At 69.5% G+C, this 25,231-nt stretch carries 22 protein-coding genes, 2 tRNA genes and 1 pseudogene; 9 read left to right on the top strand and 16 right to left on the bottom strand.

Annotation, left to right across the window (positions count from 1 at the left end):
- Positions 1-179 precede the first annotated feature (179 nt).
- Positions 180-1,058: a rhomboid family intramembrane serine protease gene (locus I3F58_RS04125; RefSeq protein ID WP_240106790.1), complete on the bottom strand. Its 879-nt coding sequence runs from the start codon at positions 1,056-1,058 to the stop codon at positions 180-182.
- Between the two features lie 120 nt (positions 1,059-1,178).
- The gene (locus I3F58_RS04130; RefSeq protein ID WP_240106791.1) at positions 1,179-1,712 is read right to left on the bottom strand and encodes a peptidylprolyl isomerase; all 534 of its coding nucleotides are present in this window, start codon (positions 1,710-1,712) and stop codon (positions 1,179-1,181) included.
- 212 nt (positions 1,713-1,924) lie between these two features.
- Between I3F58_RS04130 and I3F58_RS04135 the strand changes: the two genes are divergently transcribed.
- The gene (locus tag I3F58_RS04135; protein WP_240106792.1) at positions 1,925-2,569 is read left to right on the top strand and encodes a DUF5324 family protein; all 645 of its coding nucleotides are present in this window, start codon (positions 1,925-1,927) and stop codon (positions 2,567-2,569) included.
- A 6-nt stretch (positions 2,570-2,575) separates the two neighbouring features.
- On the opposite strand, the gene I3F58_RS04140 is transcribed toward I3F58_RS04135, so the two are convergent.
- Entirely contained in the window at positions 2,576-2,914 is a 339-nt protein-coding gene (locus I3F58_RS04140; RefSeq protein WP_240106793.1) for a DUF6344 domain-containing protein, read from the bottom strand.
- Between the two features lie 1,115 nt (positions 2,915-4,029).
- A tRNA-Ala gene (locus tag I3F58_RS04145) sits at positions 4,030-4,102 on the bottom strand.
- Between the two features lie 152 nt (positions 4,103-4,254).
- On the opposite strand from I3F58_RS04145, the gene I3F58_RS04150 reads away from it, so the two are divergent.
- Together I3F58_RS04150 and I3F58_RS04155 are read left to right on the top strand one after the other, a co-directional pair.
- The gene (locus tag I3F58_RS04150) at positions 4,255-4,806 is read left to right on the top strand and encodes a DNA-binding protein (RefSeq protein ID WP_240106794.1); all 552 of its coding nucleotides are present in this window, start codon (positions 4,255-4,257) and stop codon (positions 4,804-4,806) included.
- A 72-nt stretch (positions 4,807-4,878) separates the two neighbouring features.
- Entirely contained in the window at positions 4,879-6,168 is a 1,290-nt protein-coding gene (locus tag I3F58_RS04155) for a serine/threonine-protein kinase (protein WP_240106795.1), read from the top strand.
- A gap of 12 nt (positions 6,169-6,180) precedes the next feature.
- Here I3F58_RS04155 and I3F58_RS04160 read toward each other — a convergent pair whose 3' ends face one another.
- From I3F58_RS04160 to dnaA, 12 genes and pseudogenes are all read right to left on the bottom strand, one after another.
- Positions 6,181-7,599: a hypothetical protein gene (locus I3F58_RS04160; protein WP_240106796.1), complete on the bottom strand. Its 1,419-nt coding sequence runs from the start codon at positions 7,597-7,599 to the stop codon at positions 6,181-6,183.
- Positions 7,600-7,714: 115 nt separating this feature from the next.
- Positions 7,715-7,843: a DLW-39 family protein gene (locus tag I3F58_RS04165; RefSeq protein ID WP_240106797.1), complete on the bottom strand. Its 129-nt coding sequence runs from the start codon at positions 7,841-7,843 to the stop codon at positions 7,715-7,717.
- A 214-nt stretch (positions 7,844-8,057) separates the two neighbouring features.
- Positions 8,058-8,471 carry a hypothetical protein gene (locus I3F58_RS04170; protein ID WP_240106798.1) on the bottom strand — a complete coding sequence of 138 codons (414 nt, stop codon included), beginning with the start codon at positions 8,469-8,471 and terminating at the stop codon, positions 8,058-8,060.
- 266 nt (positions 8,472-8,737) lie between these two features.
- Positions 8,738-8,811 (bottom strand) — tRNA-Ile (locus I3F58_RS04175).
- A 97-nt stretch (positions 8,812-8,908) separates the two neighbouring features.
- Positions 8,909-9,313: pseudogene (locus I3F58_RS04180) on the bottom strand (DUF3566 domain-containing protein); the annotation flags it as partial.
- A 255-nt stretch (positions 9,314-9,568) separates the two neighbouring features.
- Positions 9,569-12,265: a DNA gyrase subunit A gene (gyrA, locus tag I3F58_RS04185; RefSeq protein ID WP_240106799.1), complete on the bottom strand. Its 2,697-nt coding sequence runs from the start codon at positions 12,263-12,265 to the stop codon at positions 9,569-9,571.
- 41 nt (positions 12,266-12,306) lie between these two features.
- Entirely contained in the window at positions 12,307-14,430 is a 2,124-nt protein-coding gene (gene gyrB, locus I3F58_RS04190) for a DNA topoisomerase (ATP-hydrolyzing) subunit B (RefSeq protein ID WP_240106800.1), read from the bottom strand.
- Positions 14,431-14,755: 325 nt separating this feature from the next.
- A complete protein-coding gene (locus I3F58_RS04195; RefSeq protein ID WP_240106801.1) occupies positions 14,756-15,322 on the bottom strand; it encodes a DUF721 domain-containing protein in 567 nt (188 codons plus the stop codon).
- On the bottom strand, positions 15,319-16,497 hold the full coding sequence (recF, locus tag I3F58_RS04200; RefSeq protein ID WP_240106802.1) for a DNA replication/repair protein RecF: 1,179 nt from the start codon (positions 16,495-16,497) through the stop codon (positions 15,319-15,321). The genes I3F58_RS04195 and recF overlap by 4 nt, the downstream gene beginning before the upstream one ends.
- 80 nt (positions 16,498-16,577) lie before the next feature.
- A complete protein-coding gene (gnd, locus tag I3F58_RS04205) occupies positions 16,578-17,456 on the bottom strand; it encodes a phosphogluconate dehydrogenase (NAD(+)-dependent, decarboxylating) (RefSeq protein WP_240106803.1) in 879 nt (292 codons plus the stop codon).
- Positions 17,457-17,571: 115 nt separating this feature from the next.
- Positions 17,572-18,702, bottom strand: a complete 1,131-nt coding sequence (gene dnaN, locus I3F58_RS04210) for a DNA polymerase III subunit beta (RefSeq protein WP_240106804.1) — start codon at positions 18,700-18,702, stop codon at positions 17,572-17,574.
- Between the two features lie 908 nt (positions 18,703-19,610).
- Positions 19,611-21,392: a chromosomal replication initiator protein DnaA gene (dnaA, locus tag I3F58_RS04215; RefSeq protein WP_308354947.1), complete on the bottom strand. Its 1,782-nt coding sequence runs from the start codon at positions 21,390-21,392 to the stop codon at positions 19,611-19,613.
- A gap of 394 nt (positions 21,393-21,786) precedes the next feature.
- Between dnaA and rpmH the strand changes: the two genes are divergently transcribed.
- The 6 genes from rpmH (at position 21,787) to rsmG (ending at position 25,228) form a co-directional block, all read left to right on the top strand.
- On the top strand, positions 21,787-21,924 hold the full coding sequence (gene rpmH, locus I3F58_RS04220) for a 50S ribosomal protein L34 (protein WP_003975051.1): 138 nt from the start codon (positions 21,787-21,789) through the stop codon (positions 21,922-21,924).
- Positions 21,925-21,942: 18 nt separating this feature from the next.
- Entirely contained in the window at positions 21,943-22,311 is a 369-nt protein-coding gene (rnpA, locus tag I3F58_RS04225; protein WP_240106805.1) for a ribonuclease P protein component, read from the top strand.
- On the top strand, positions 22,308-22,631 hold the full coding sequence (yidD, locus tag I3F58_RS04230; RefSeq protein ID WP_240106806.1) for a membrane protein insertion efficiency factor YidD: 324 nt from the start codon (positions 22,308-22,310) through the stop codon (positions 22,629-22,631). The genes rnpA and yidD overlap by 4 nt, the downstream gene beginning before the upstream one ends.
- A 3-nt stretch (positions 22,632-22,634) precedes the next feature.
- Positions 22,635-23,885 (top strand): membrane protein insertase YidC, encoded by a 1,251-nt coding sequence (gene yidC, locus I3F58_RS04235; protein ID WP_240106807.1) that lies wholly within the window; start codon positions 22,635-22,637, stop codon positions 23,883-23,885.
- 14 nt (positions 23,886-23,899) lie between these two features.
- Positions 23,900-24,409, top strand: coding sequence for a R3H domain-containing nucleic acid-binding protein (locus I3F58_RS04240; RefSeq protein ID WP_240106808.1), 510 nt, complete (start codon positions 23,900-23,902; stop codon positions 24,407-24,409).
- 111 nt (positions 24,410-24,520) lie between these two features.
- Positions 24,521-25,228: a 16S rRNA (guanine(527)-N(7))-methyltransferase RsmG gene (rsmG, locus tag I3F58_RS04245; protein ID WP_240106809.1), complete on the top strand. Its 708-nt coding sequence runs from the start codon at positions 24,521-24,523 to the stop codon at positions 25,226-25,228.
- Positions 25,229-25,231: the final 3 nt, after the last annotated feature.

Raw genomic sequence — 25,231 nt, forward strand, 5'->3', positions numbered from 1 at the left:
GGTGTGACCGCACCGGCGTCCTGAGACACCCGTCGACCGCACTCTCGCGGCACCCGCCCTCCGGGAAAACCCCAGTTCAGTGACGAGGGGCACATCCGTCCGGACGGGATGTCCACGCTGTGCCCAGCACCCGGTCACCGGCTGTGGACAACTCCCCACACGCTGGGGATACACATCCCTCAGGTGATCGCGGCGGTCCTGAGCACGACCGTCACGACGACCGCCGCCAGCACCAGCGCACAGACGCCCCACTGCACCAGGGCCCGCTGGGTGCGGGGCGCGTGCACCATGGCGTACGCGATGATCGCACCGGCGACGAAGCCCCCCAGGTGCGCGTGCCAGCCGATCGAGTCGCGGAAGACGACCGTGATCAGCACGTTGAGGCCGATCAGCGCCAGTACCGGGCGCAGGTCGTACCGCAGCCGCCGCATCACCACGAAGGTGGCGCCGATCAGTCCGAAGCCCGCGCCCGAGGCGCCGAGCCCGCCGACGTTCGGCTCCGCGATCACATAGCTGAGCGCACTGCCGCCGAGCCCGGACAGCAGGTACAGCGCGAGATAGCGCACCCGCCCGAAGGCGACCTCCAGCGGCCCGCCCAGCACCCACAGGAGCAGCATGTTCATCCCGATGTGCCAGAACTCCTCGTGCAGGAACATCGAGGTCACCAGGCGGTACCACTCACCGTCCGCGACCCCGACCACCCGGCCGAGCTCCGGGTCGAAGGCGTACCCGACCTGAGTCAGCTCCGGCACCAGCCCCTCGACGAGCCGCCCCGCGAGGAAGACCACCAGGTTGATCCCGATCAGGATCTTGGTGACGAGATGCGGGTCCCCTGCCGTCACGGCACCGCCCGTGAGCGTCCTCGGACGGCTCGCGTCCGGAGCGTGCCCCGTCCCGGAGCCGCCCCGCACACACTCGGGGCACTGGAACCCCACGGACGCCTCGACCATGCAGTCGGGGCAGATGGGCCGCTCGCAGCGGGTGCAGCGGATACCGGTCTCCACCCCGGGGTGGCGGTAGCAGCCGGACAGCCCGTTCGGGGCCTGGTTCTGCTCCATGGGGTTTCCCCTCGTCGTCGTGCGTCGTGCGTGCCGACGCCCCGCTCATCCTTACGGATGGGCGGGGCGAAAAGGTTCCCTGGCGACCAGGGACCAGCCGTGGGACGGCCGGGCCGTGGGTCAGCTCTTGCGGGACTCGATCACCACGGACTCGATGACCACGTCGTCCACCGGACGGTCGGTGCGCGGGTTGGTCTGGGTCGCGGCGATGGCGTCGACGACCTTCTTGCTCGCCTCGTCGGCGACCTCGCCGAAGATGGTGTGCTTGCCGGTCAGCCAGGTCGTCGGCGCGACGGTGACGAAGAACTGCGAGCCGTTGGTGCCCGGGCCAGCGTTCGCCATGGCCAGCAGGTAGGGCTTGGTGAAGGCGAGGTCCGGGTGGAACTCGTCCTTGAACTCGTAGCCCGGGCCACCGGTGCCGTTACCCAGCGGGTCACCGCCCTGGATCATGAAACCACTGATCACCCGGTGGAAGACCGTGCCGTCGTACAGGGGATCCGTGGACTTCTGGCCCGTCGCCGGGTTCGTCCACTCACGCTCGCCCTTGGCGAGCTCCACGAAGTTCCTGACCGTCACGGGCGCGTGGTCCGGCAGGAGCCGGATGGCGATGTCGCCGCGGTTGGTCTTCAGGGTGGCGTAAAGCTGCTCGGCCACGATGTGCCTTCCTTAGGGTCTGCTCTTTCCACTCGAATCCTCGCACGATCACGCCCGCCGACGGGTGGGGCGTTGCCCCGGATGCCCGCCCCGCATGCCGACCGCCGCACCGGAGGGCATGATTCCGAAAAGGGCGTGAAGCCCGGAATGAGGACGTCAGGCCCGGCAAGGGGCGTCGCGCCCCATGAGGACGGAAAGCGAAGGAGGCTGCCGTGACCCGCATGGACGGCGTGCGCGCCGCGACCGGTACGGCGAAGGAGAATGTGCTGCACGCCGCGGACGTGGTGGCGCCCTACGCCAGCGCGGCCAAGGTACAGGCCGCCCACTACGCGCACGAAGCACGCGTCAGAATGGCCCCGAAGGTCTCCAGGGCCGCCCATCAGACCGCGCACCAGGCACGCGCGCAGTACTCGGCGTACGTGGCACCGCACGTGCCGCCGAAGGTGGAGGAGGCCGCGCAGACCGCCGCGCTCCGCACCCGCGTGGCCGCCCGCCACGCCGCCGACTTCGCCGGTCCTAAGGTGGAGCAGGCCGTCGCCGCGGCCGGGCCGGTACGCGAGGAGGCCCTGGCACGGTCCGCCGCCGCGATCGCCGCGCTGCGGGGCCAGGTGTCGCCCGAGGAGATCAGAAAGCTCGTACGGAGACACGAGCGCCGCGCGAGGGCGGGCCGTGCGCTCAAGGGCCTGGCCGTGCTGGGCGTGCTCTTCGGCGGGGCCGTGGCGGCGTGGGTGTGGTGGGAGCGGCAGGGCAGTCCCGACTGGCTGTCCGAACCCCCGGAGCCGACGGAGGTCGGGGGCCGTGCGCCGATCACGTCGGTGGACGGCAGCGGCGAGACCGAGGGCGGGAAACCGGACTAGAAGGCGCTAGTCGGCGGCGGGAACCCCGTCGGGTGCCGCATCGGCCGGTGCAGCACCCGACGGCCGCCGCACCGCCGGCGACGTCCCGTGCGCCTCGGCCCGGATGCGCTGCTTCATGGTGGGCGGCAGGGCCCGTTTCCGTACCGGACAGGCGTCCGTGCGCTGCGCGGGCAGCGAGACCGTCCGTACCGGCAGCGCGGCCGACACTGCCGACAGCGCCGGAGCGGCCTTCGCTGCGGCTGTCGGCCGGAAGCCGAGCAGGGCGAGGAGCCCCCGCAGGAGAGAGAAGATCGCGGTACGGAACTGCTTGACCATGTCGGCGGCCATGACCCCTCGCTTTCCCATCACGTCGGATCGGACGATGTGCATACATTCCTCATGATGTGTACGCAGCTCGAAAAGGGGAGCAGCGACGCCGTCGGCGCACAGATCTTCAGATGAACACCACTCTTTCGGCCCCTCAGAGCGACGAAACCGCCGACAGGCACCTCACGGTGATCACGGAGGCCCCCGCTGACACGCCGGGCGGCGCCGCCGCGGCCAGCACGGCGTGCCGCACGGTGTTCAGCGACGGGTCTGCGGGGCCCTCCGAGGTCGCGGGCTCCTACCGGATCAGGCCGCGCGGGAGAAGGACGTGCAGAATGCGGGTGATCTCGCCGACCGGTCCCTCACACCGCAGCAAAACGGCACCCGCGCACCCTGACCCGCTCCGGCGACCTGACACCCGCCCTAGCCGAACCGGCTCCCCCGGCCTGCGGGAACACTCCACCGGACGCCTGGCGCGGAACGGGCCGGTCCCGGTGAACGCCTTCGGCCTCCTGCCCGAGCCGATCTTCGCCGGGCCCTGCCTGCCCACAGGGATGCACCACGGCGGAGGCCGACCGACCCCGTTCCTGACCGGAGCCGTCCCGCTGTGCACGCACCCCGGCACCGCCGCATCTGCGCCTGCACGGCCTGGGTCGCGCACGCACCCGCCTGCTGCTCCGGGACTGCGTCGTCCGGTACCTCGCGACGCCTCGGCCCATCCGGAACAGGCACCTGCCGCACGGTCAGTGATCCAGGCGGGAACGGCGTCGGCCACGGGCGTGGAACCGCCGCCGAGCTGACCGGTCGGACTGACGACGGCCGGGAGGCCGGACGGTCACGATCTCGGCTCGGGCCCGTCCTCGGAGGCGAGCGAGTGCCCGGGCGCGACGATCGTGGGCCACGCCCGCACCGGGCCCGTGCCGGACTCCGGATCCTGTGCCGGGTGTCCGGCGGCGAACGGGGGCCCGACGGTCCGGCGAGGTGATGACGGCAGACGTCCGCCATGCCAGGTGATTCGCAGGGGGGAGAGGCATGGGCCCCGAATCCTCGGGAGTCGGGACCTGCCTGCTCGGTGTGGGCACCGACGTGCCGGCACATGGGCGGCGAAAAATGCCCTCCAACCACGTTTCCGCAGATCAGAGGGCACTCACGAGTGGAGCCTAGGGGAGTCGAACCCCTGACATCTGCCATGCAAAGACAGCGCTCTACCAACTGAGCTAAGGCCCCGCGCCACCCGTCGCCGAGTGGTCGCAGAACAGAGTACCGGGTCATCCCGGGTGTCCCGCAAAAGGTACAGGGACTCCCCGTGAACAACCACGCTCCGTAAGATGCTCCGCGAGGTTCGCAGCAGCGAACCGCAGCGCGATGGGGAGACGCACATGGACGTAAGCGCACAGCAGGAAGCCACCACCAGAGCGAGGGAGCTTCAGCGCAGCTGGTACGGGGAGCCTCTGGGCGCCCTGTTCCGCCGGCTCATCGACGATCTCGGGCTGAACCAGGCGCGGCTCGCGGCCGTGCTGGGGCTGTCCGCGCCGATGCTGTCGCAGCTGATGAGCGGCCAGCGCGCCAAGATCGGCAACCCGGCCGTCGTGCAGCGGGTCCAGGCACTCCAGGAGCTCGCGAGCCAGGTCTCGGACGGCAGCGTCAGCGCGGTCGAGGCCACCGAGCGCATGGAGGAGATCAAGAAGTCGCAGGGCGGCTCCGTACTGACCGCCTCCAGCCAGACCAACAACAGCTCCGGTGCCCCGACCGTCCGCCGTGTGGTCCGCGAGATCCAGTCCCTGCTGCGTTCGGTCGCCGCCGCCGGTGACATCATCGACGCGGCCGACTCGCTCGCCCCCACGCACCCCGAACTGGCAGAGTTTCTCCGGGTGTACGGCGCCGGGCGCACCGCGGACGCGGTCGCGCACTACGAGGCGCACCAGAGCTGACGGCGCACACCGGCAGGAGCCGGCGGCGGTCGGCAAACGGCGGCAGCAGGAACGGGGAGCGGGCGCAGCGCGATGGGTGAGGTCTTCGCGGGACGGTACGAGCTGATCGACCCGATCGGGCGGGGCGGCGTGGGCGCGGTCTGGCGCGCCTGGGACCAGCGGCGGCGGCGCTACGTGGCCGCGAAGGTCCTCCAGCAGAGCGACGCCCACACCCTGCTGCGGTTCGTCCGCGAGCAGGCTCTGCGCATCGACCACCCGCACGTCCTGGCCCCGGCGAGCTGGGCCGCCGACGACGACAAGGTCCTGTTCACCATGGACCTGGTCAGCGGCGGCTCGCTGGCGCACGTGATCGGGGACTACGGCCCGCTGCCGCCCCGGTTCGTCTGCACGCTGCTGGACCAGCTGCTGTCCGGGCTCGCCGCGGTGCACGCAGAGGGGGTCGTGCACCGCGACATCAAGCCCGCGAACATCCTGATGGAGGTCACCGGGACGGGCCGCCCGCATCTGCGGCTGTCCGACTTCGGCATCTCCATGCGCAAGGGCGAGCCGCGCCTGACGGAGACCAACTTCGTCGTGGGAACGCCCGGTTACTTCGCTCCGGAGCAACTGATGGGCGCCGAGCCCGACTTCCCGGCCGACCTGTTCGCGGTCGGGCTGGTCGGCCTGTTCCTGCTGCAGGGTCAGAAGCCGGACGCCGACGCGCTTGTGGAGTACTTCCAGGCGTGGGGCACGCCGGGCGCGCCCGAGGGCGTCCCGGAGCCGCTGTGGCAGGTCCTCGCGGGCCTGCTCCAGCCCGACCCCGAGGCACGGTTCCGTACCGCCACAGGGGCGCGCAAGGCGCTGACGTCCGCCGTCGAGATGCTGCCCGAGGTGACGTCCGAGGAGGAGCCGGTCGAGGTCTTCGACCAGATCGGACCGCTGCCACCGGGGTACGGCCCCGAGGGCCCCGCGCCGCTCCCGCCCGTACCGCCGACGTCCCCCTCGGAGACGGGCAGCTTCCACCTGGCGCCCCCGCCCCAGCCGCCCGCGGCGCCCCGACAGCTTTCCGTACCCCGCCAGCCGCCACCGCACCGGCCCGCCCCGCAGCCCGCGCCCGCGCTGTCCCAGCCGCCGACTCAGCCCGAGGGCGTGGCGGCGGACGCGGCGACGGCGACGGCCCACGTCCGCGGCGCGTACCAGCAGCCCCCGCAGCCCTACGCGCTCCAGCCGTACCAGGCCCCCGCCCATCCGCAGCCCGCCACGCCCCCGGCCACCGCCGTCCCGGCGAAGCGCCCGGGCCCGCCACGCGCGGTGGCGATACCGGTGCTGCTCGTGGCCCTGACCTGCCTTGCAGTCGGCTTCTGGGCTCTCACACAGCTCTGAGGGCCAGGTGGTCTACGGGCTCCGGTCCCCGGCCCCGTACGGCCGCGTAGGCGTAGCCGCATCCCCCACAGTGGCCTCACCGACAGCGGGAACCCCGGCGGGAACGCCACCGGCCCGCCGACGCCCCATCAGCGTCCACACGCCGAGCCCCGTCAGCAGCACGGTGCCCGTCCCGATGCCGCCCACGGCCAACACCCGCATCGCGGAGCCGCGTTCCGCCGCCTGCGGGCCGCTCTGTCCTTCCGCCGCGGCCCGCAGGTCGTCCTCGGTCACCTTGAAGATCCCGGCGTCCCCGGCGTACCGCGGCCCCGCCTCGGCCTTCCCCTCCAGGTCGACCTTCAACGTCAGCCCGTACGGATGGTCCCCGAACTTCTCCCCGACCTCGGGGTTCAGCGTGACGCGCAGGTAGTACCAGCCCGCGAACCGCATGGCGCTCGTCTCGGTGTCGGAGCTGAAACGGTTCTCGTACGCCACAGGGGGCAGCGGTTCGAAGGCGATCGTCTGCTGCTTGCCGCTGTAGTACAGCGAGTCCATGCTGCCGACCAGCCCGAGTGCAGGGCTGTACAGAGTCGCCTTGAGCGCGTCGCTCACATACCCGTCTCCGGGCGAGCTGCCCAGGTTGGCGCTGACGAACAGCTGCCGGCCCCAGTCCACCGGCACCCGGTAGAAGCGGCTCTCCCCCGGCTCGATCTTGTCGCTCCACTCGCCCTGTTCCAGCCCGGGCGCCGTGTGGAAGCCGCTGCCGCCCTGCCGTTCGCGCGGGCCGCCCGCAGGCGCGTCGGGGGAGGCGCTGGGCCAGACGGAGGGCGCGGTCGTCGGCCCGGCCTCCGCGAGCTTCGGCTCCGGCGTGAGCCGGATCTCCACGTCCCAGGGATCGGCGGAGGACCCGTCCTCGCCCTTGCGCTCCACGACGAAGAAGTACGACCCGGCTCCCTGGCACGGGTCCCCGTCCTTCCCGTCCAGCCTGCGGGAGGCGTATGCGGCGATCGGCCGGGAGAACCGGGCGCTCCCGAAGCCGGTGTCCGTACTGCTGCAGTTGTTGCCGTCCTGGTCCTGGAGCGCGACCTTGATCCCGTCCTGGAACATGATCTCGGTACCCGTCGGCGGAACGGCGACTGCGGAGGCGTACGCCTGCGTCCCGGCGTCCAGATCCACGCGGTAGATGAGCGTCGCGTCCTTTTCCAGGGAAGCCCTGTAGACGGCCCCCTGCTCCAGCGGGGGCGCGTCTCCCGTGCTGGAGGCCCCCTGCAGTGTCCTGGCGTCCTCGGCGAACCCGTAGGAGTACGAGGAACCGCCCCCGGGCGCCGCCGACTCCGCCCTGGCGTCCTGCGCCGCGACCAGCCCGAGCAGCGCACCGGTCGCGAGTACGCTCAGTACCGCGGTCCCGGCGGCCGTCTTCCGCGCGGAAGCCCCGGCAGCCACACGCCTCACCACGTGCTCCCCCTCGTCGTCTCCATGGGCGGCACCATCCTGCCCCACCGCCCCCGACAACACAGAACCCCGGCCGCTCACCGGCGGCCGGGGTCCTTCACGAACTGCGCGCGCGTCACGAACCTGTGGCCACGGAGTCAGTCGCCTCCGTCCACAGGTCCTGCTCGGCGCGGTCCGCCTGGATCTGGCGGTACACGAGGAGCCCGCCGATGGCGGCCAGTGCGACCAGGAGAAGCTTCTTCACCGCGCGACCTCGTCCTTCGTTGACGTAGGGGACCTTATGGCGCCCGACTATACACACCAACCGATACCAATCGGTGACCTGGCCCGGACAGCCGTACGAAAGGCCAGCAGCACGGGGGCCCGTACGTCTCCGCACAGACCCCCGCACACCGCCCGAAGCCGCTCCACACGGCCCTGCCGCGCGGTGTCACACGCTCATGCCGCGCTCACCGGACTCAGGCCAGCGCGCTCTTCCACGCGCTGCAGAAGCGGGCCCGCCCGTTGGCTCCGTCCCGGAGGCACACGCGGATCTGCACGTATGTGCCTTCCTTCATGCTGTAGTGACGCGTCACCGAACCGGCGCTGGAAAGGGTCTTGGCCCCATTCGCGTCGTCCAGACGATGGGTCTTTCCGTTGAACTTTATATAGCCGGAGGCCCGCAGGCCGTCCTTCTGCATATCGGTGACCTTGAAGGTATTCCCGTTGTGCAGGAAGGTGGCATATCCCCCAGGATTGTCATCCGTGGTCTTGGCCGTGACCGTGGTCCCGGCCCAAGAGCTGGTGGCTCCCCCGAGCACCATGACGGCCGAGGTGAGGACAACCCCCACACCGACTGCAGAACGCTTTCGCGTCTTCACTTCGCCTGCCATTCATTTGTAAATGGCGGGAGCAGAAAACACGCCCCCGCCGTGGTCGACCGAAACGTTATCACGCCGCAACATCACCCAACTGTCAGGGTGGGCAACGGAAATCGAAGCCACTATCCGGAATCAAGTACTCCGAATTTCCCGCGCTCCTGCGAATCGGATAGGCGAAGGCACCACACAGAATCCGGAAGCACCGCGCAGGACTCCCGGACACAACAGAAAGGGCGCCTCCCACCGGGGAGACGCCCTCTGCGTTCGTACTGCTTCTGTGGGGCTAACAGGATTTGAACCTGTGGCCTCATCCTTATCAGGGATGCGCTCTAACCAACTGAGCTATAGCCCCGCCGCGCTCTGCGGAGTGTGTCCCGCGCGCTGACCCCTGAAGATTAGCGCACGAGACGGCTCCAGCCCAAATCGCGGCCGGAGGGACCCCTGAAGCCCTACTCGTCCTCGGCCAGCGTCAGCTCCACGCCGCCGACGAAGCCGGCCGCCAGGTTGTAGATGAAGGCGCCCAGCGTGGCCAGCGCGGTCGCGAGGACCACGTCGATGACCGCGATCACCGACGTGAACATCAGCACGCGGGGCAGCGACAGGAAGGCCTGGAGATCGAAGCCGTTGCTGGCCGTGGACCCGGTGGCGTCGCTGATCGTGGCGCCCACCGTGGAGAAGACGCCCATGGCGTCCATGACCATCCAGAGCACGGCCGAGGCGACGACCGTGCAGATGCCCAGGGCGATGGACAGCAGGAAGCTGACCTTCATCACCGACCAGGGATCGGCCTTGGCCACCCGCAGCCGCGCCTTGCGGGTCCGCGGAGTGGTCTTCGCGCCCGTGCGCGGCAGCCGCGCGCCACCTTCGCCCTGGGCGTCGTACGCCTAGGGCGGGTGGTACGGCTGAGCCTTCTGCTGGGCGGACGACGGCCGCGCACCGGGCAGCGGGCCGTCGTCGAAGGTGTCGTAGGGGGGCTTCGCCCCCCGGGTGTCGGTCACCGCAACCCCCTGGGAGTCCGTGGCGGGGCCACGGGCACCGCTCTGTCCTGAAGCGGCGGCTCCTGAAGCGGCCGATGCGGCCGATCCGGTGCCCGTGGCTCCGCTCACGTTCTACTCCTCGTTGTTCTCCCCGGCCGAGGACCGCTCGCCCTCGACCACCTCGGCTACCTGGGTCGCCGCCCCCGCGGTCGTACCGTCGCCCGACTCGGCCGCCTCGACCTCGTCGGTCGCGTCGACTTCCTCGGCCTCGGCACCGGCCTCGGCGTTCCGAGCGATACCTACGACGGCATCGCGCTTGCTCAGGTTGATCAGCTGGACGCCCATGGTGTCACGGCCGGTCTCCCTGACTCCGCTGACTCGCGTACGAATCACACCACCGGACAGTGTGATGGCGAGGATCTCGTCGTTCTCCTCCACCACCAGTGCGCCGACGAGCGAGCCGCGGTCCTCCACGATCTTCGCAGCCTTGATGCCGAGGCCGCCACGCCCCTGCACGCGGTATTCGTCGACGGAGGTCCGCTTGGCGTACCCGCCGTCCGTCGCGGTGAAGACGAAGGTACCGGGCCGGACCACGTTCATCGACAGCAGTTCGTCGCCCTCGCGGAAGCTCATGCCCTTCACACCGGAGGTGGCGCGGCCCATCGGGCGCAGCGCATCGTCCGTCGCGGTGAACCGGATGGACTGCGCCTTCTTGCTGATCAGCAGCAGGTCGTCCTCGGCGGACGCCAGCTCCGCACCGATCAGCTCGTCGGCAGTGCCCTCGGCGCCGTTGTCCCGCTCGCGGAGATTGATCGCGATGACACCGCCCGAGCGGGGCGAGTCGTAGTCCTTGAGCGGGGTCTTCTTCACCAGGCCGGCCCGGGTCGCGAGGACCAGGTAGGGCGCCGCCTCGTAGTTGCGGATCGCGAGGATCTGAGCGATCTGCTCGTCCGGCTGGAAGGCCAGCAGGTTCGCCACATGCTGCCCGCGTGCGTCCCGCCCGGCGTCCGGCAGCTCGTACGCCTTGGCGCGGTAGACCCGGCCCTTGTTGGTGAAGAAGAGCAGCCAGTGGTGCGTGGTGGAGACGAAGAAGTGGTCGACGATGTCGTCTTCCTTCAGCTTCGTGCCCCGCACGCCCTTGCCGCCGCGCTTCTGAGCCCGGTAGTCGTCGGTCTTGGTCCGCTTGATGTAGCCGCCGCGGGTGACCGTGACGACGATGTCCTCCTCGGCGATGAGGTCCTCGATGGACATGTCGCCGTCGAAGGGCACGAGCTGGGTACGGCGGTCGTCCCCGAACTTCTCGACGAGCGCGGTGAGCTCCTCGCTGACGATCTGCCGCTGGCGGACCTCGGAGGCGAGGATCTGGTTGTACTCGCTGATCTTCGCCTGGAGTTCGTCGTGCTCCGCGACGATCTTCTGGCGCTCCAGGGCCGCCAGCCGGCGCAGCTGCATCTCCAGGATGGCGTTGGCCTGGATCTCGTCGATCTCCAGCAGGCCCATCAGGCCGTCGCGGGCGATCTCCACGGTCTGGCTGCGCCGGATGAGCGCGATGACCTCGTCGATCGCGTCCAGTGCCTTGAGCAGACCACGCAGGATGTGCGCCCGCTCCTCGGCCTTGCGCAGCCGGAACCGGGTCCGACGGACGATGACCTCGATCTGGTGCGTCACCCAGTGGCGGATGAACGCGTCCAGGGAGAGGGTGCGCGGCACACCGTCGACCAGCGCGAGCATGTTGGCGCCGAAGTTCGACTGGAGGTCGGTGTGCTTGTAGAGGTTGTTCAGGACGACCTTGGCGACCGCGTCCCGCTTGAGGACGATGACCAGGCGCTGGCCGGTGCGGGACGAGGTCTCGTCACGGACGTCCGCGATGCCCCCGACCTTCCCGTCCTTCACCAGGTCCGCGATCTTCTGCGCCAGGTTGTCCGGGTTGACCTGGTAGGGCAGCTCGGTGACCACCAGGCACTGGCGGTTCTGGATCTCCTCGACCTCGACGACCGCGCGCATCGTGATGGAGCCGCGGCCGGTGCGGTACGCCTCCTCGATGCCCTTGCGGCCGACGACGAGGGCGCCGGTGGGGAAGTCGGGGCCCTTGATGCGCTCGATGAGCGCGTCCAGCAGCTCCTCGTGCGAGGCGTCGGGGTGCTCCAGCGCCCACTGGGCCCCGGCCGCGACCTCGCGCAGGTTGTGCGGCGGGATGTTGGTCGCCATGCCGACCGCGATGCCCGCGGAACCGTTGACCAGGAGGTTCGGGAAGCGGGACGGCAGGACCGTCGGCTCCTGGTTACGGCCGTCGTAGTTGTCCTGGAAGTCGACGGTGTCCTCGTCGATGTCCCGGAGCATCTCCATGGACAGCGGTGCCATCTTGCACTCGGTGTAGCGCATGGCGGCGGCCGGGTCGTTGCCCGGGGAGCCGAAGTTGCCGTTGGAGTCCACCAGCGGCATGCGCATCGACCACGGCTGGGCCAGCCGGACCAGTGCGTCGTAGATGGAGGAGTCACCGTGCGGGTGGTACGTGCCCATGACGTCACCGACGACGCGGGCACACTTGTAGAAGCCCTTCTCGGGCCGGTACCCGCCGTCGTACATCGCGTACAGCACACGCCGGTGGACGGGCTTGAGGCCGTCCCTGACGTCGGGCAGCGCACGCGACACGATGACGGACATCGCGTAGTCGAGGTAGGAGCGCTGCATCTCCGTCTCGAGCCCGACGGGCTCGATGCGGTGCTGCTCGCCCTCGGCCCCTTCGGCGGTGACGACCTCGGTGGTCGTCTCGGTCGCGGGCTCCGGGGTCGGGGCGTCCGGGGTCGCGGGGGTGTTCTCGTCGGCCATGGCCGGTCATCAGTCCTTTCGTACGGTCAGCCGAGACCGACTCAGATGTCGAGGAAGCGGACGTCCTTGGCGTTGCGCTGGATGAAGGAGCGCCGCGCCTCGACGTCCTCGCCCATCAGCACCGAGAACAGGTCGTCCGCCTGCGCGGCGTCGTCCAGGGTCACCTGGCCGAGCACCCGGTGCTCGATGTCCATCGTCGTGACGCGCAGTTCCTCGGCGTTCATCTCGCCCAGACCCTTGAAGCGCTGGATCGAGTCCTCCTTGATCCGCTTGCCGCCCTGGCGGCCCAGCTCGATCAGGGCGTCGCGTTCACGGTCCGAGTACGCGTACTGGTGGTCGTCCCGGCCCCACTTGATCTTGTAGAGCGGCGGGCGGGACAGGTACACGTGCCCGGCCTCGACCAGTGGCCGCATGAAGCGGAACAGGAAGGTCAGCAGCAGGGTGTTGATGTGCTGGCCGTCGACGTCGGCGTCCGCCATCAGAATGATCTTGTGGTAGCGGAGCTTCTCGATGTCGAAGTCCTCGTGGACCCCGGTGCCGAAGGCCGAGATCAGCGCCTGGATCTCCTGGTTCTGGAGGATCTTGTCGACGCGGGCCTTCTCGACGTTCAGGATCTTGCCGCGGATCGGCAGGATCGCCTGGTACTGCGGGTTCCGGCCGGACTTCGCCGAGCCGCCGGCGGAGTCACCCTCGACGATGAAGATCTCGCACTTGGTGGGGTCGTTCGACTGGCAGTCGGAAAGCTTGCCGGGCAGCGACGCGGACTCCAGCAGACCCTTGCGGCGCGTGAGGTCGCGGGCCTTACGGGCGGCGACCCGGGCGGTGGCGGCCTGGATCGCCTTGCGGATGATGTCCGCGGCCTCGTTGGGGTTGCGGTCCAGCCAGTCGGTGAGGTGCTCGTGGACGACCTTCTGGACGAAGGTCTTCGCCTCGGTGTTGCCCAGCTTGGTCTTGGTCTGGCCCTCGAACTGGGGCTCGCTGAGCTTGACCGAAATGATCGCGGTCAGGCCCTCGCGGATGTCGTCACCGGTGAGGTTGTCGTCCTTCTCACGCAGCAGCTTCTTGTCGCGCGCGTACCGGTTGATCAGGGCGGTCAGCGCCGCACGGAAGCCCTCCTCGTGCGTACCGCCCTCGTGGGTGTGGATGATGTTCGCGAACGAGTAGACACCCTCGGTGTACTGCGAGTTCCACTGCATCGCGACCTCGACGGACAGGTTCTTCTCCTTGTCCTCCGCTTCGAGGTCGATGACCGACGGGTGGATGACCTCGCCCTTGCGGGAGTTGAGGTACGTCACGAAGTCGACGATGCCGCCCTCGTAGTGGTACGTCACGGTCCGCGCGGGCGCCTCCCCGGCTGACTCGGCGGCGTCGGGGTCGTCGGCGTTCATCGTCGCCTTCGCGGACTCCCGCTCGTCGGTCAGCCGCAGGGTGAGCCCCTTGTTGAGGAAGGCCATCTCCTGGAAGCGGCGCGAGAGCGTCTCGAAGGAGTAGTCGGTGGTCTCGAAGATGTCCGGGTCGGCCCAGAAGGTGACCGAGGTGCCGTGCTCCTCAGTGGCCTCGTGCTTGGCGAGCGGAGCGGTCGGGACGCCGAGCTTGTAGTCCTGCGTCCAGCGGTAGCCGTCGGTCCTGACCTCGACAGCGACCCTCGTCGACAGGGCGTTCACCACGGAGACGCCGACGCCGTGCAGACCACCGGAGACCGCGTAGCCGCCGCCGCCGAACTTGCCGCCCGCGTGCAGCACGGTCAGCACGACCTCGACAGCCGGCTTGCCCTCGGACGGCACGATGCCCACCGGGATGCCACGGCCGTTGTCGACGACCCGGACGCCGCCGTCGGCGAGGATCGTCACGTCGATGGTGTCCGCGTGGCCGGCCAGCGCCTCGTCGACGGAGTTGTCGACGACCTCCTGGACCAGGTGGTGCAGGCCCCGCTCACCGGTCGAGCCGATGTACATGCCGGGACGCTTGCGGACCGCGTCCAGACCTTCGAGGACGGTGATCGCACTGGCGTCGTACGACGCCGCTGATGCCTCAGCGGCTCCGGCCAGGGCCTCGGTGGACAGGATGTTCTCGTTGGGGTTGCCGGAATCGGCCACGAAGCGCCCTTTCTGGCACAGCGCGAGCCACGGCTCCGGGTACCCGGATGTGGCTGCGTCGTTCGACATGTTCCGCAGTGGGCGGGATTACCCACCAGTCTACCGGTAGCACTGACACTCATGGGGGTTTGCCGGTACCTGAGTCCGCATGTGCCGCTCTGAACCGGCGGCGGCCGACTCCCCATATCCGGGAAGGGGCTCCAGGAGGCTCACACGGGCACTCAGCGCTTCGGGATGTCAACCACCGGCGACGGTGAGCGACAGCTCATGAAAGGACGCCTGGAGGCAGGGGTTCCGTTCCCCCGCCTCCAGGCGTCACACAGGGCGGAGCGGGTGGCCGCAGCGGCGCCCGCTGCGGGAAGGGGGCACACCGGGGGACGGCCCCCGGCACCCGTCAGCCGTACGTGTCGCCCGGCCCCTGACTGCCCGGCGCCCGCAGCGGCCCATAGCCCCGCCGAGGCCCGCTCCCGGGCCCCAGCACCTTGATCACCCGCACCGTCCCGTGCCCCAGATCCTCGTTCAGCCGCGCCACCAGCGTCGGCGCCAGCAGCCGCAGCTGCGTCGCCCACGCCGTCGAGTCGCACTGCACGGTCAGCACCCGCACATCCGGGTCGTCGTCATACCGCACCGGCACACAGTGCTTCGCCAGGTCCTCGCCCACGATCTGCGGCCAGCGCCCCACGACCCCGCCCACCGCGGCGGGCGCCTCCCACCCGCGCTCGGTGATCAGCCGGTTGATCGCGGCGCCCAGCGGCAACGGGTCCCGCCCGTCGGCCCGTGCCCCGGAACGCAGCCCTCCGCCCCGCTTGGCCTGCTTCCTCTGCTGCGCGGCGGCCCCTCGCGCCTTGGCCTGCTCCTTGGCGGCACGCAACGCGACCCGCGCGAGATCGACACCGGACGGCTCGGGAGCCGTGGGAGCGGCGGAGGGACCGGACGGCTGTTGAGGAGAAGGCCCGCTCATAGCCGCTCCACCGTTCCCTCCGACACCGCATACCGCGCGCCCCTCAACACGCCCGGCACATCGTCGTCGACAGCCGCCGTCACCAGCACCTGCTCCCCCGGCGCGACCAGCTCCGCCAGCCGCTCCCGCCGCCGCGCGTCCAGCTCCGCGAAGACGTCGTCGAGCACCAGCACCGGCTCGCCCGCCCGCCTCCCGCCACCGCCCTCAGGCGAGGCTTCGCCGCCCCCGTACGGTTCCGAGCGCAGCAGATCGTACGAGGCCAGCCGCAGCGCCAGCGCGTACGACCAGGACTCCCCGTGACTCGCGTACCCCTTCGCCGGCATCCGCCCGAGCATCAGCACGAGGTCGTCGCGGTGCGGCCCGACCAGCGTGACGCCCCGCTCGATCTCCTGCTTGCGTACGCCTGCGAGCGCGGCGAGCAGCTGCCCGTACAGCTCCTCCCGGCCGGCCGCTCCGGCACCGATCCCCTCGGCGGACGGCTTGTACTCCAGCGCCACGGACCCGCCCCCGGGCGCGAGCTGCTCGTACGCCTTGGCCGTCAGCGGCTGCAGTGTCGCGACGAGATCCAGCCGCTGGGCGAGCAGCTCCGCCCCGACCCGGGCCAGGTGCTGGTCCCACACGTCCAGCGTGGACAGGTCCATGGACCGGCCGCCGTGTCTGCGTGCCAGCGCGGCGGACTTCAACAGCGTGTTGCGCTGCTTGAGGACGCGGTCGTAGTCGGAGCGGATCCCGGCCATGCGGGGCGTACGGGCCGTGACCAGCTCGTCCAGGAACCGCCGCCGCTCACCCGGGTCGCCCTTCACCAGCGCCAGGTCCTCGGGTGCGAACAGCACGGTCCGGATGATCCCCAGCACGTCCCGCGGTCTGACCTGCGAGGACCGGTTGACCCGGGCGCGGTTGGCGCGCCCCGGGTTCAGCTCCAGCTCGACGAGCTGCTGTCGTTCCCCCTGCCGCACCGCGGCGCGGATGACGGCCCGCTGGGCTCCCATCCGTACGAGCGGGGCGTCGGACGACACCCGGTGGCTGCCCAGCGTCGCGAGGTACCCGATCGCTTCGACGAGGTTGGTCTTGCCCTGGCCGTTGGGTCCCACGAACACACTGACGCCCGGGTCGAGAGGAACCTCGGCCCGGGCGTACGAGCGGAAGTCGGCCAGCGACAGATGCGTGACGTGCATGGTGTGTGGCGCCGACCTTCCCCGGCGTGGCGGCTGGGCGGCCCGCCGCCCGAGGGGCGGCGGGCCGCCCAGCCTGTGGATTACTTCTTCGACTCGACCGCGTGGCCGCCGAACTGGTTGCGCAGCGCGGCGATCATCTTCATCTGCGGGGAGTCGTCCTGGCGGGACGCGAACCGCGCGAAGAGCGATGCGGTGATCGCGGGCAGCGGTACGGCGTTGTCGATGGCGGCCTCCACCGTCCACCGGCCCTCGCCGGAGTCCTGGGCGTAGCCGCGCAGCTTCTCGAGGTGCTCGTCCTCGTCCAGCGCGTTGACGGCGAGGTCGAGCAGCCAGGAGCGGATGACCGTGCCCTCCTGCCAGGAGCGGAAGATCTCGCGGACGTCGGTGACCGAGTCCACGGCCTCCAGCAGCTCCCAGCCCTCGGCGAAGGCCTGCATCATCGCGTACTCGATGCCGTTGTGGACCATCTTCGCGAAGTGGCCGGCACCGACCTTGCCCGCGTGGACGGAGCCGAACTCGCCCTCCGGCTTGAGCGCGTCGAAGATCGGCTGGACCCGGGCCACGTGCTCGGCGTCACCGCCGTACATCAGGGCGTAGCCGTTCTCCAGGCCCCAGACACCACCGGAGACGCCGCAGTCGACGAAACCGATCCCCTTGGCGGCCAGCTCCTCGGCGTGCTTCTCGTCGTCGGTCCAGCGGGAGTTGCCGCCGTCGACGACGACGTCGCCGGGGGAGAGCAGCTCAGCGAGCTGGTCGATCGTCGACTGGGTCGCCTCACCGGCGGGGACCATGACCCACACGACGCGCGGACCCTTGAGCCTGCCCACAAGCTCCTCGAGGCTGTGGACATCAGCGAGGTCGGCGTTGCGGTCGTACCCGACAACGGTGTGGCCCGCGCGGCGGATGCGCTCGCGCATGTTGCCGCCCATCTTGCCGAGGCCGATGAGACCGAGCTCCATCAGATCTTCCTTACGCGTCGTGTGCGAGTTCGTACCCGCGTCCGAGACTACGCCCGGACGCGGGCGCACACCTGTGGGGTCAACCGCTCAGTCGTCAACCGTCACGACCAGGGCTTCAGCCGCTCAGCCGCACCGGCATGATCAGGTACTTGTACGCCTGGTCCGCCTCCGCGTCCACCGCCGGCTTGCCGTTCAGCAGCGCGGGCTTCGTGGACGTGGTGAACGAGAGCTGGGCCACCGGTGAGTCGATCGCGCTCAGGCCGTCCAGCAGGAACGTCGGGTTGAAGGCGATCGAGATCTCGTCGCCCTCGAGATGGGCGTCCACGCGCTCCACAGCCTGTGCGTCGTCGCTGGAGCCGGCTTCCAGGATGAGCACGCCCTGCTCGAAGCTCAGCCGGACCGGGGTGTTCCGCTCCGCGACCAGCGCCACCCGCTTGACGGCCTCGACGAACGGCGCCGTCTCGATCGTCGCCACCGAGTTGAACTCGGTCGGGAACAGCGTCCGGTACTTCGGCAGGTCGCCTTCCAGCAGCCGGGTCGTCGTACGGCGGCCCGCGCCCTCGAAACCGATCAGGCCCTCACCCGCACCGGAACCGGACAGCGCCAGCGTCACGGTGTCGCCGCTGGTGAGTGCCTTCGCGGTGTCGAGCAGCGTCTTGGCGGGCACCAGCGCGACGGCCGAGGCCTCCGGGGACTCCGGCTTCCACAGGAACTCGCGGACCGCGAAGCGGTAGCGGTCGGTGGAGGCCAGGGTGACCGTGTCGCCTTCGATCTCGATGCGCACACCGGTGAGCACGGGCAGCGTGTCGTCCCGGCCGGCGGCGATGGCCACCTGGGCGGCGGCGGAGGCGAAGACCTCGCCGGGGACCGTGCCGGTCGCGGTGGGCATCTGCGGCAGCGCCGGGTACTCCTCCACCGGGAGGGTGTGCAGCGTGAAGCGGCTGGATCCACAGAGGACGGTCACCCGTACACCGTCTGTGGAGATCTCCACGGGCCGGTTGGGCAGGGCGCGGCAGATGTCGGCGAGCAGGCGGCCGGAGACGAGCACCGTGCCGTCCTCCTCGACCTCCGCGTCCACCGAGACCCGCGCCGAGACCTCGTAGTCGAAGCTGGAGAAGCTGAGGGCGCCGTCCTCCGCCTTCAGGAGAAGGCCCGCGAGCACAGGCGCGGGCGGACGGGCCGGGAGGCTGCGGGCCACCCAGGCCACCGCCTCCGCGAGTACATCGCGCTCCACCCGGATTTTCACGGTTAGCCGCCTCCTGCTGTCACTGGCTCGCCCTGCTGGCCTTCCTCGTCGGCATCGGTTCCTCTGCGGCAGCTGCGGCAGCAGATGTGTGGATGCCGGGGTCCAGTCTGACGCACGCCACCGACACCCGGTGCGGCTCGGGGTCAAGTCGCCGCAAGCCGTGGCCAGAGGTCCGGCCTCGAGTTGTGCACAGGCCCCGCTTCGAAGCGATTCCCTGGCTAACTATGTGTGGGAGTAGTAGTAGGGCTTGTGGAAACGGTGGATAACCCTGTTCGCGCAGGTCAAACCTGGTTTTTTGTCCACTGCCCCTGTGGGTGCGACCGGTGGACAACCAGGGGGCGCTGTGGAAACGGCGAAGTTGTGCACACCCCATACACAGGCAGGCATGACTTCTCCCCAGCCTCGTCCCCAGCTTTACCCCGGTTCCCCACAGGGCAACCCAGCAACTTCGTGTGACGGCTTTCACTCCTGCCGGTGAGGCGGAGTGTTTCGTTGCCGAACAGTGGACAGCCGTGTGGAGAAGCTGTGGACCAAGGGATGTTCCCTGTGGGCTGCCGGTGGACAACGTCGGACGCCTGTTGTGGGCAAGCAAGTTGTCCACAGCCTGTGGAGTCTCGTCAGCCACAATTCCACAGGCCTCTGACCTGCGGTGATGAGGATATGACCACCCCTCTTGTGGATGACATCCGGATAACTCACCAGTCCCCAGCCTGTGGATGAGGCTTAGCCCCCAGACCTGTGGAGAACGCCGTGGCGCACACAGCAATTCGAACAGGCCCGGCGGCCGTCCGCACTGTCCACCGGCCCTGTGGGCCACTGTCTGCCGGGCTCGAGAACGCCACAGGGCGCCCAGGGACCATGTCCCCGGACGCCCTCGGCGGGTCCGGCCGGCCTCCCAGCCGGGTCTCTCAGCCGTTCTTGATGCGGTTGGTCAGCTCCGTCACCTGGTTGTAGATGGACCGACGCTCCGCCATCAGTGCGCGGATCTTGCGGTCGGCGTGCATCACGGTCGTGTGGTCCCGCCCGCCGAACTGCGCACCGATCTTCGGCAGTGACAGGTCCGTCAGCTCGCGGCACAGGTACATCGCGATCTGCCGGGCGGTGACCAGCACTCTGCTCCGCGACGAGCCGCACAGGTCTTCCACCGTCAGCCCGAAGTAGTCCGCGGTGGCCGCCATGATCGCTCCTGCTGTGATCTCCGGTGCGGTGTCCTCACCGCCGGGGATCAGGTCCTTCAGCACGCTCTCCGTGAGCACCAGGTCCACCGGCTGCCGGTTGAGGCTCGCGAAGGCCGTCACGCGGATCAGCGCGCCCTCCAGCTCCCGGATGTTCCTGGAGATGCGGGAGGCGATGAACTCCAGCACCTCCGGCGGAGCGTTCAGTTGCTCCTGCACCGCCTTCTTGCGGAGGATCGCGATACGCGTCTCCAGCTCCGGCGGCTGCACATCCGTCGTCAGCCCCCACTCGAAGCGGTTGCGCAGCCGGTCCTCCAGGGTCATCAGCTGCTTGGGCGGCCGGTCCGAGGACAGCACGATCTGCTTGTTGGCGTTGTGCAGCGTGTTGAAGGTGTGGAAGAACTCCTCCTGCGTCGACTCCTTGCTCGCCAGGAACTGGATGTCGTCGACCAGCAGGATGTCCACATCGCGGTAGCGCTTGCGGAAGGTGTCGCCCTTGCCGTCACGGATCGAGTTGATGAACTCGTTGGTGAACTCCTCCGAGCTCACGTACCGCACCCGTGTCCCCGGGTAGAGGCTGCGCGCGTAGTGGCCGATGGCGTGCAGCAGATGCGTTTTGCCGAGGCCCGACTCCCCGTAGATGAAGAGGGGGTTGTACGCCTTCGCCGGAGCCTCCGCCACGGCGACGGCCGCCGCGTGCGCGAACCGGTTGGACGAGCCGATCACGAACGTGTCGAACAGGTACTTCGGGTTCAGGCGCGCGTGCTGCTCGCCGGGTGCCCCGCTACCGCCCGCGCCCCCTTGCACACCGCCGCCGGGGCCGTTCATCGAACCGGTTCCGCTCATTCCGCCGGGGCCGCCCGGGCGGTGCTGCCCCGGCGGCTCCGGCAGGTCGCGGCGCTCGCCGCGAGCGGAGTCGTACGAGGAGGGCTGCTCGCCCCCGCGTGGTGCCCCGTAGTCGTGGTGCGGCTGCTGCGGCCGGGCCGTCGCGTACGGGTCGCGTTCCTGGTAGCCGTGGCGCGGCTGCTGCCAGGGGAGGTCCTCCTGGGTGCGCGGCCAGGAGCCTGGCTCCGGGCGCTGCTGGTATTCGGCGGGGTAGGCGGGGCGGACCGACGGCAGGCTGTCCTCCATCGAGGGGCGGTGCCCGTATCCGTCGTATGCGTCTCCCTGTCCGCGCTCGTCGTAGCGCGGCTGCGGGGGCTGGGGCCGCTCGGGCCCCGGTCCGGGGCCCGGCTGGTCACCGGCGGAGTCGTCGACGGTGATCGCGATCCGGATGGGACGGCCGCACTCACGGCTCAGGGTGTCGCTGATCAACGGCGCGAGCCGGCCCTCCAGCACACGCTTGCCCCACTCGTTGGGGACGGCGAGCAGCGCGGTGTCGGCCACGAGGGCGAGGGGCTGGCAGCGTTCGATCCACTGCTTGTCCTTCGGCTCGATGCCCTGCTGCCCCTCTCCGAGCAGCTGCTCGAGGACGCGTGGCCACACTGCGGCAAGATCAGCAGGTACGTCAGCCACGGGGCACGCTCTCTCACAGGTCCCGCGAATGCGCGCTTCTTGGGACGGGATGGGAAGGACAGGCAGGAAAGGAATCCGAGTTCAGCCACGGTAGTCGCGGCGCCTCGCGCGGTTCAAGTTGTTGTCCACAGCCTGTGTACAGAGGGCGGGTGGGTGACTGGTGCGTGGCAGCGCAGGACCTGGCGGCGAGAGGCTGGTTTGACCGGATGGCGTAGCCGCGCGTACCGTGACCAGGTCGAGTTGTCGATGGCTGCTGCCGCCTGCCTCCGATGGGCAAAGATCGCTCAGGTGATCGTATAGCGGTGCACTCGGGCGTATTGCGAGCTACTCGTGGGCGCACGGTGACAGCCAAGCGATGCCCCGCCACCCCACGATTCATTTCTGGAGCCCCCGAGTGAGCAAGCGCACCTTCCAGCCGAACAACCGCCGTCGTGCCAAGACCCACGGCTTCCGTCTGCGGATGCGCACGCGTGCCGGCCGCGCGATCCTGGCGACCCGCCGCAGCAAGGGTCGCGCTCGCCTGTCCGCCTGATCGCGGCCAGGTCATGACGTGCTGCCTACCGAGAATCGGCTGAGGCGGCGCGAGGACTTCGCGACCGCGGTACGGCGAGGCCGCAGGGCAGGCCGTCCGACCCTCGTCGTCCATCTACGCAGCGGTACAACGGACCCGCACGCGCCTGGGGAGAGCGCTCCCCCGACGCGTGCGGGTTTCGTCGTCAGCAAGGCCGTGGGTGGTGCGGTCGTCCGCAACCAGGTGAAGCGGCGTCTGCGCCATCTGATGCGTGAGCGACTCGCCGCGCTGCCCCCCGGTAGCCTGGTTGTAGTACGAGCGCTGCCCGGCGCGGGCGACGCCGACCATGCACAGCTGGCCCGAGACCTGGACGCCGCCCTGCGGCGGCTGGGAGGGGGCGCGCGATGAAGTACCCGCTGCTGGCCCTGATCAAGATCTACCAGTGGACGATCAGCCCGCTGCTGGGCCCCGTCTGCAGGTACTACCCGTCGTGTTCCCACTACGGCTACACAGCCATCGACCGGCACGGCGCCATCAAAGGCACGGCCCTGACCGCCTGGCGGATCCTGCGGTGCAACCCGTGGTCCCCCGGCGGTGTGGACCATGTACCGCCGCGCAAGCGGCCCCGCTGGCACGAGATGCTGCGCGCATGGCTGCGTGGCAGGGGCGGGCACTCCGACGGGACGAGCCCGGCCGCCGAGACCTCGCCCAATGCTCAAGGAGCTTGATTAGTGGACACGATTGGAAATCTGTTCGCCTTCATCACCGGACCCGTCTCGTGGATCATCGTTCAGTTCCACAAGCTGTTCGGGGCGATCTTCGGGGACGACTCGGGGGCGGCCTGGGGTCTCTCCATCGTGTCCCTGGTGATCGTGATCCGCATCTGTCTGATCCCGCTCTTCGTGAAGCAGATCAAGTCGATGCGGAACATGCAGGCGCTCCAGCCGAAGATGAAGGCGATCCAGGAGCGCTACAAGAACGACCGGCAGCGTCAGTCCGAAGAGATGATGAAGCTGTACAAGGAGACGGGCACCAACCCGCTCTCCTCGTGCCTCCCCATCCTTCTGCAGTCGCCGTTCTTCTTCGCGCTGTACCACGTACTGAGCAAGATCGCTTCCGGTGAGACCATCGGCAGCCTCAATCAGAGCCTGGTCAACAGCGCACGCGAGGCGCGCATCTTCGGCGCCCCGATCGCCGCGAAGTTCATGGACTCCCCGGAGAAGGTCAAGGCGCTCGAGGCCTCGCTGACGGACGTCCGCATCGTCACCGCGGTCATGATCGTGCTGATGTCGGCCTCGCAGTTCTTCACCCAGCGCCAGCTGATGCAGAAGAACGTCGACCTGACGGTGAAGACCCCGTACATGCAGCAGCAGAAGATGCTGATGTACATCTTCCCGGTCATCTTCGCCGTGATGGGCGTCAACTTCCCCGTCGGTGTCCTCGTCTACTGGCTGACCACGAACCTGTGGACCATGGGCCAGCAGATGTACGTGATCAACCAGAACCCGACACCCGGCAGCCAGGCCCAGGACCACTACCTCCAGCGGCTGCTGAAGAGCGTCTCCCACCACGGCGAGGTGCGTGGCCGCCGCAAGCGGAACGTCGTCCAGGCGATCGTGGCCAAGGGCCCGGACCGCAACGACAACGAGCGCCGCTTCATCTCCGCCCTCGCCAAGGCGGGCTTCGCCGCCCAGGCCGACGGCACGGTGGAGAAGGCCGACCCTGCGGTCGCCGAGGCAGAGGCCACCGGAACCCGGCGCCAGCAGCCCAAACGCCAGACCAAGGCCAAGCGCCAGTCCGCCGCGCAGCAGACCACCGCCAAGCCGTCCCTGGAGAAGAAGTCCGAGGAGTCGGCGGAAGAGAAGTCCGAGTCCTCGTCTCCGGGGCAGCGGAGCAAGGCCTCGTCCGGTTCCACACGCCAAGCCAAGTCCGGACAGCGCAAGGGTCAGCAGCGGCCCAAGCACCCGTCGTCCAAGAAGTAAGAAGGAGTCCATCCGTGACGGAAGGCACCACGTCCGCCGCCCAGGGTGGCGACACCCTGACCCGCCTGGAGCAGGAGGGCGAGATCGCGGCTGACTACCTTGAGGGCCTGCTCGACATCGCTGACCTGGACGGCGATATCGACATGGACGTCGAGGGAGACCGGGCCGCAGTCTCGATCATCAGCGACGCGAGCGGCCGGGATCTGCAGAAGCTCGTGGGCCGCGACGGTGAGGTGCTGGAGGCGCTGCAGGAGCTGACCCGACTCGCCGTGCACCGGGAGACCGGGGACCGTAGTCGGCTCATGCTGGACATCGCCGGCTTCCGGGCCCGCAAGCGCGCCGAACTCACCGAGCTGGGCGCCAAGGCCGCGGACGAGGCGAAGAACACCGGTGAGCCGGTACGGCTCAAGCCGATGACGCCCTTCGAGCGCAAGGTCGTGCACGACGCGGTCGCCGCGGCCGGTCTGCGCAGCGAGTCCGAGGGCGAGGAGCCGCAGCGCTTCGTCATCGTGCTTCCCGCCTGACCCTCCACGTTCGTTGTGTCGGCCCCGTCTGTTGCGCAGGCGGGGCCGAGCTTTGTCAGCCTGATAGTCAGCCACCCAGCGCGGTAGTGCGGTATGGAAGGACGGGTTCCCGTGACGGATGCAGAGGAACTTCCCCCTGCGCCCGAGGAGGCGCGCACGGTCTTCGGTGAGTTCTTCCCGGAGGCGGTCCGTTATGCGGAGTTGCTCGCGGACGCGGGAGTCAGGCGCGGACTGATCGGACCGCGAGAGGTGCCGCGTCTGTGGGAACGGCACCTGCTGAACTGTGCCGTACTCTCCGAGGTCGTTCCTGAGGGTGTGACCGTGTGCGATGTGGGCTCCGGCGCGGGACTGCCCGGCATCCCACTTGCCCTGGTCCGCCCGGACCTGAAGATCACTCTGCTGGAGCCGCTGCTGCGCAGGACCACCTTCCTCCAGGAGGTCGTCGAGCTGCTCGGCCTCGACCATGTGACGGTCGTACGCGGCCGGGCCGAGGAGATGCTCGGCAAGCTGCCTCCCGTCCATGTCGTGACCGCACGGGCCGTCGCCCCGCTGGACCGTCTGGCCACCTGGGGCGTTCCGCTGCTCCGTCCGTACGGTGAGATGCTGGCGCTGAAGGGCGATACCGCCGAGGAGGAGATCCAGGCGGCTCGTGCGGCCCTGAGCAAGCTGGGTGTCGTCGGCACCTCCGTCCTGCACGTCGGAGAGGGCATCGTCAGTCCGCTGTCGACCGTGGTCCGGGTCGAGGTCGGGGAGAGCCCTGGCGGTGTGAGGTTCGCGGCAAAGAGGGCCAAGGCGGCCCGGGCCCGGCGCCGCCGCTGAACT

Origin of the sequence: Streptomyces sp. MUM 203J, assembly GCF_022414595.1 — a bacterium.
Classification (GTDB): Bacteria; Actinomycetota; Actinomycetes; order Streptomycetales; family Streptomycetaceae; genus Streptomyces.

What these genes read in the sequence shown, in the direction of transcription:
- I3F58_RS04125 (WP_240106790.1), bottom strand. Translation starts at nt 1,058, where the DNA reads ATGGAGCAGAACCAGGCCCCGAACGGGCTGTCCGGCTGCTACCGCCAC.
- I3F58_RS04140 (WP_240106793.1), bottom strand. Translation starts at nt 2,914, where the DNA reads ATGGGAAAGCGAGGGGTCATGGCCGCCGACATGGTCAAGCAGTTCCGT.
- I3F58_RS04150 (WP_240106794.1), top strand. Translation starts at nt 4,255, where the DNA reads ATGGACGTAAGCGCACAGCAGGAAGCCACCACCAGAGCGAGGGAGCTT.
- I3F58_RS04155 (WP_240106795.1), top strand. Translation starts at nt 4,879, where the DNA reads ATGGGTGAGGTCTTCGCGGGACGGTACGAGCTGATCGACCCGATCGGG.
- I3F58_RS04170 (WP_240106798.1), bottom strand. Translation starts at nt 8,471, where the DNA reads ATGGCAGGCGAAGTGAAGACGCGAAAGCGTTCTGCAGTCGGTGTGGGG.
- gyrA (WP_240106799.1), bottom strand. Translation starts at nt 12,265, where the DNA reads ATGGCCGACGAGAACACCCCCGCGACCCCGGACGCCCCGACCCCGGAG.
- gyrB (WP_240106800.1), bottom strand. Translation starts at nt 14,430, where the DNA reads ATGTCGAACGACGCAGCCACATCCGGGTACCCGGAGCCGTGGCTCGCG.
- I3F58_RS04195 (WP_240106801.1), bottom strand. Translation starts at nt 15,322, where the DNA reads ATGAGCGGGCCTTCTCCTCAACAGCCGTCCGGTCCCTCCGCCGCTCCC.
- recF (WP_240106802.1), bottom strand. Translation starts at nt 16,497, where the DNA reads ATGCACGTCACGCATCTGTCGCTGGCCGACTTCCGCTCGTACGCCCGG.
- gnd (WP_240106803.1), bottom strand. Translation starts at nt 17,456, where the DNA reads ATGGAGCTCGGTCTCATCGGCCTCGGCAAGATGGGCGGCAACATGCGC.
- yidD (WP_240106806.1), top strand. Translation starts at nt 22,308, where the DNA reads ATGAAGTACCCGCTGCTGGCCCTGATCAAGATCTACCAGTGGACGATC.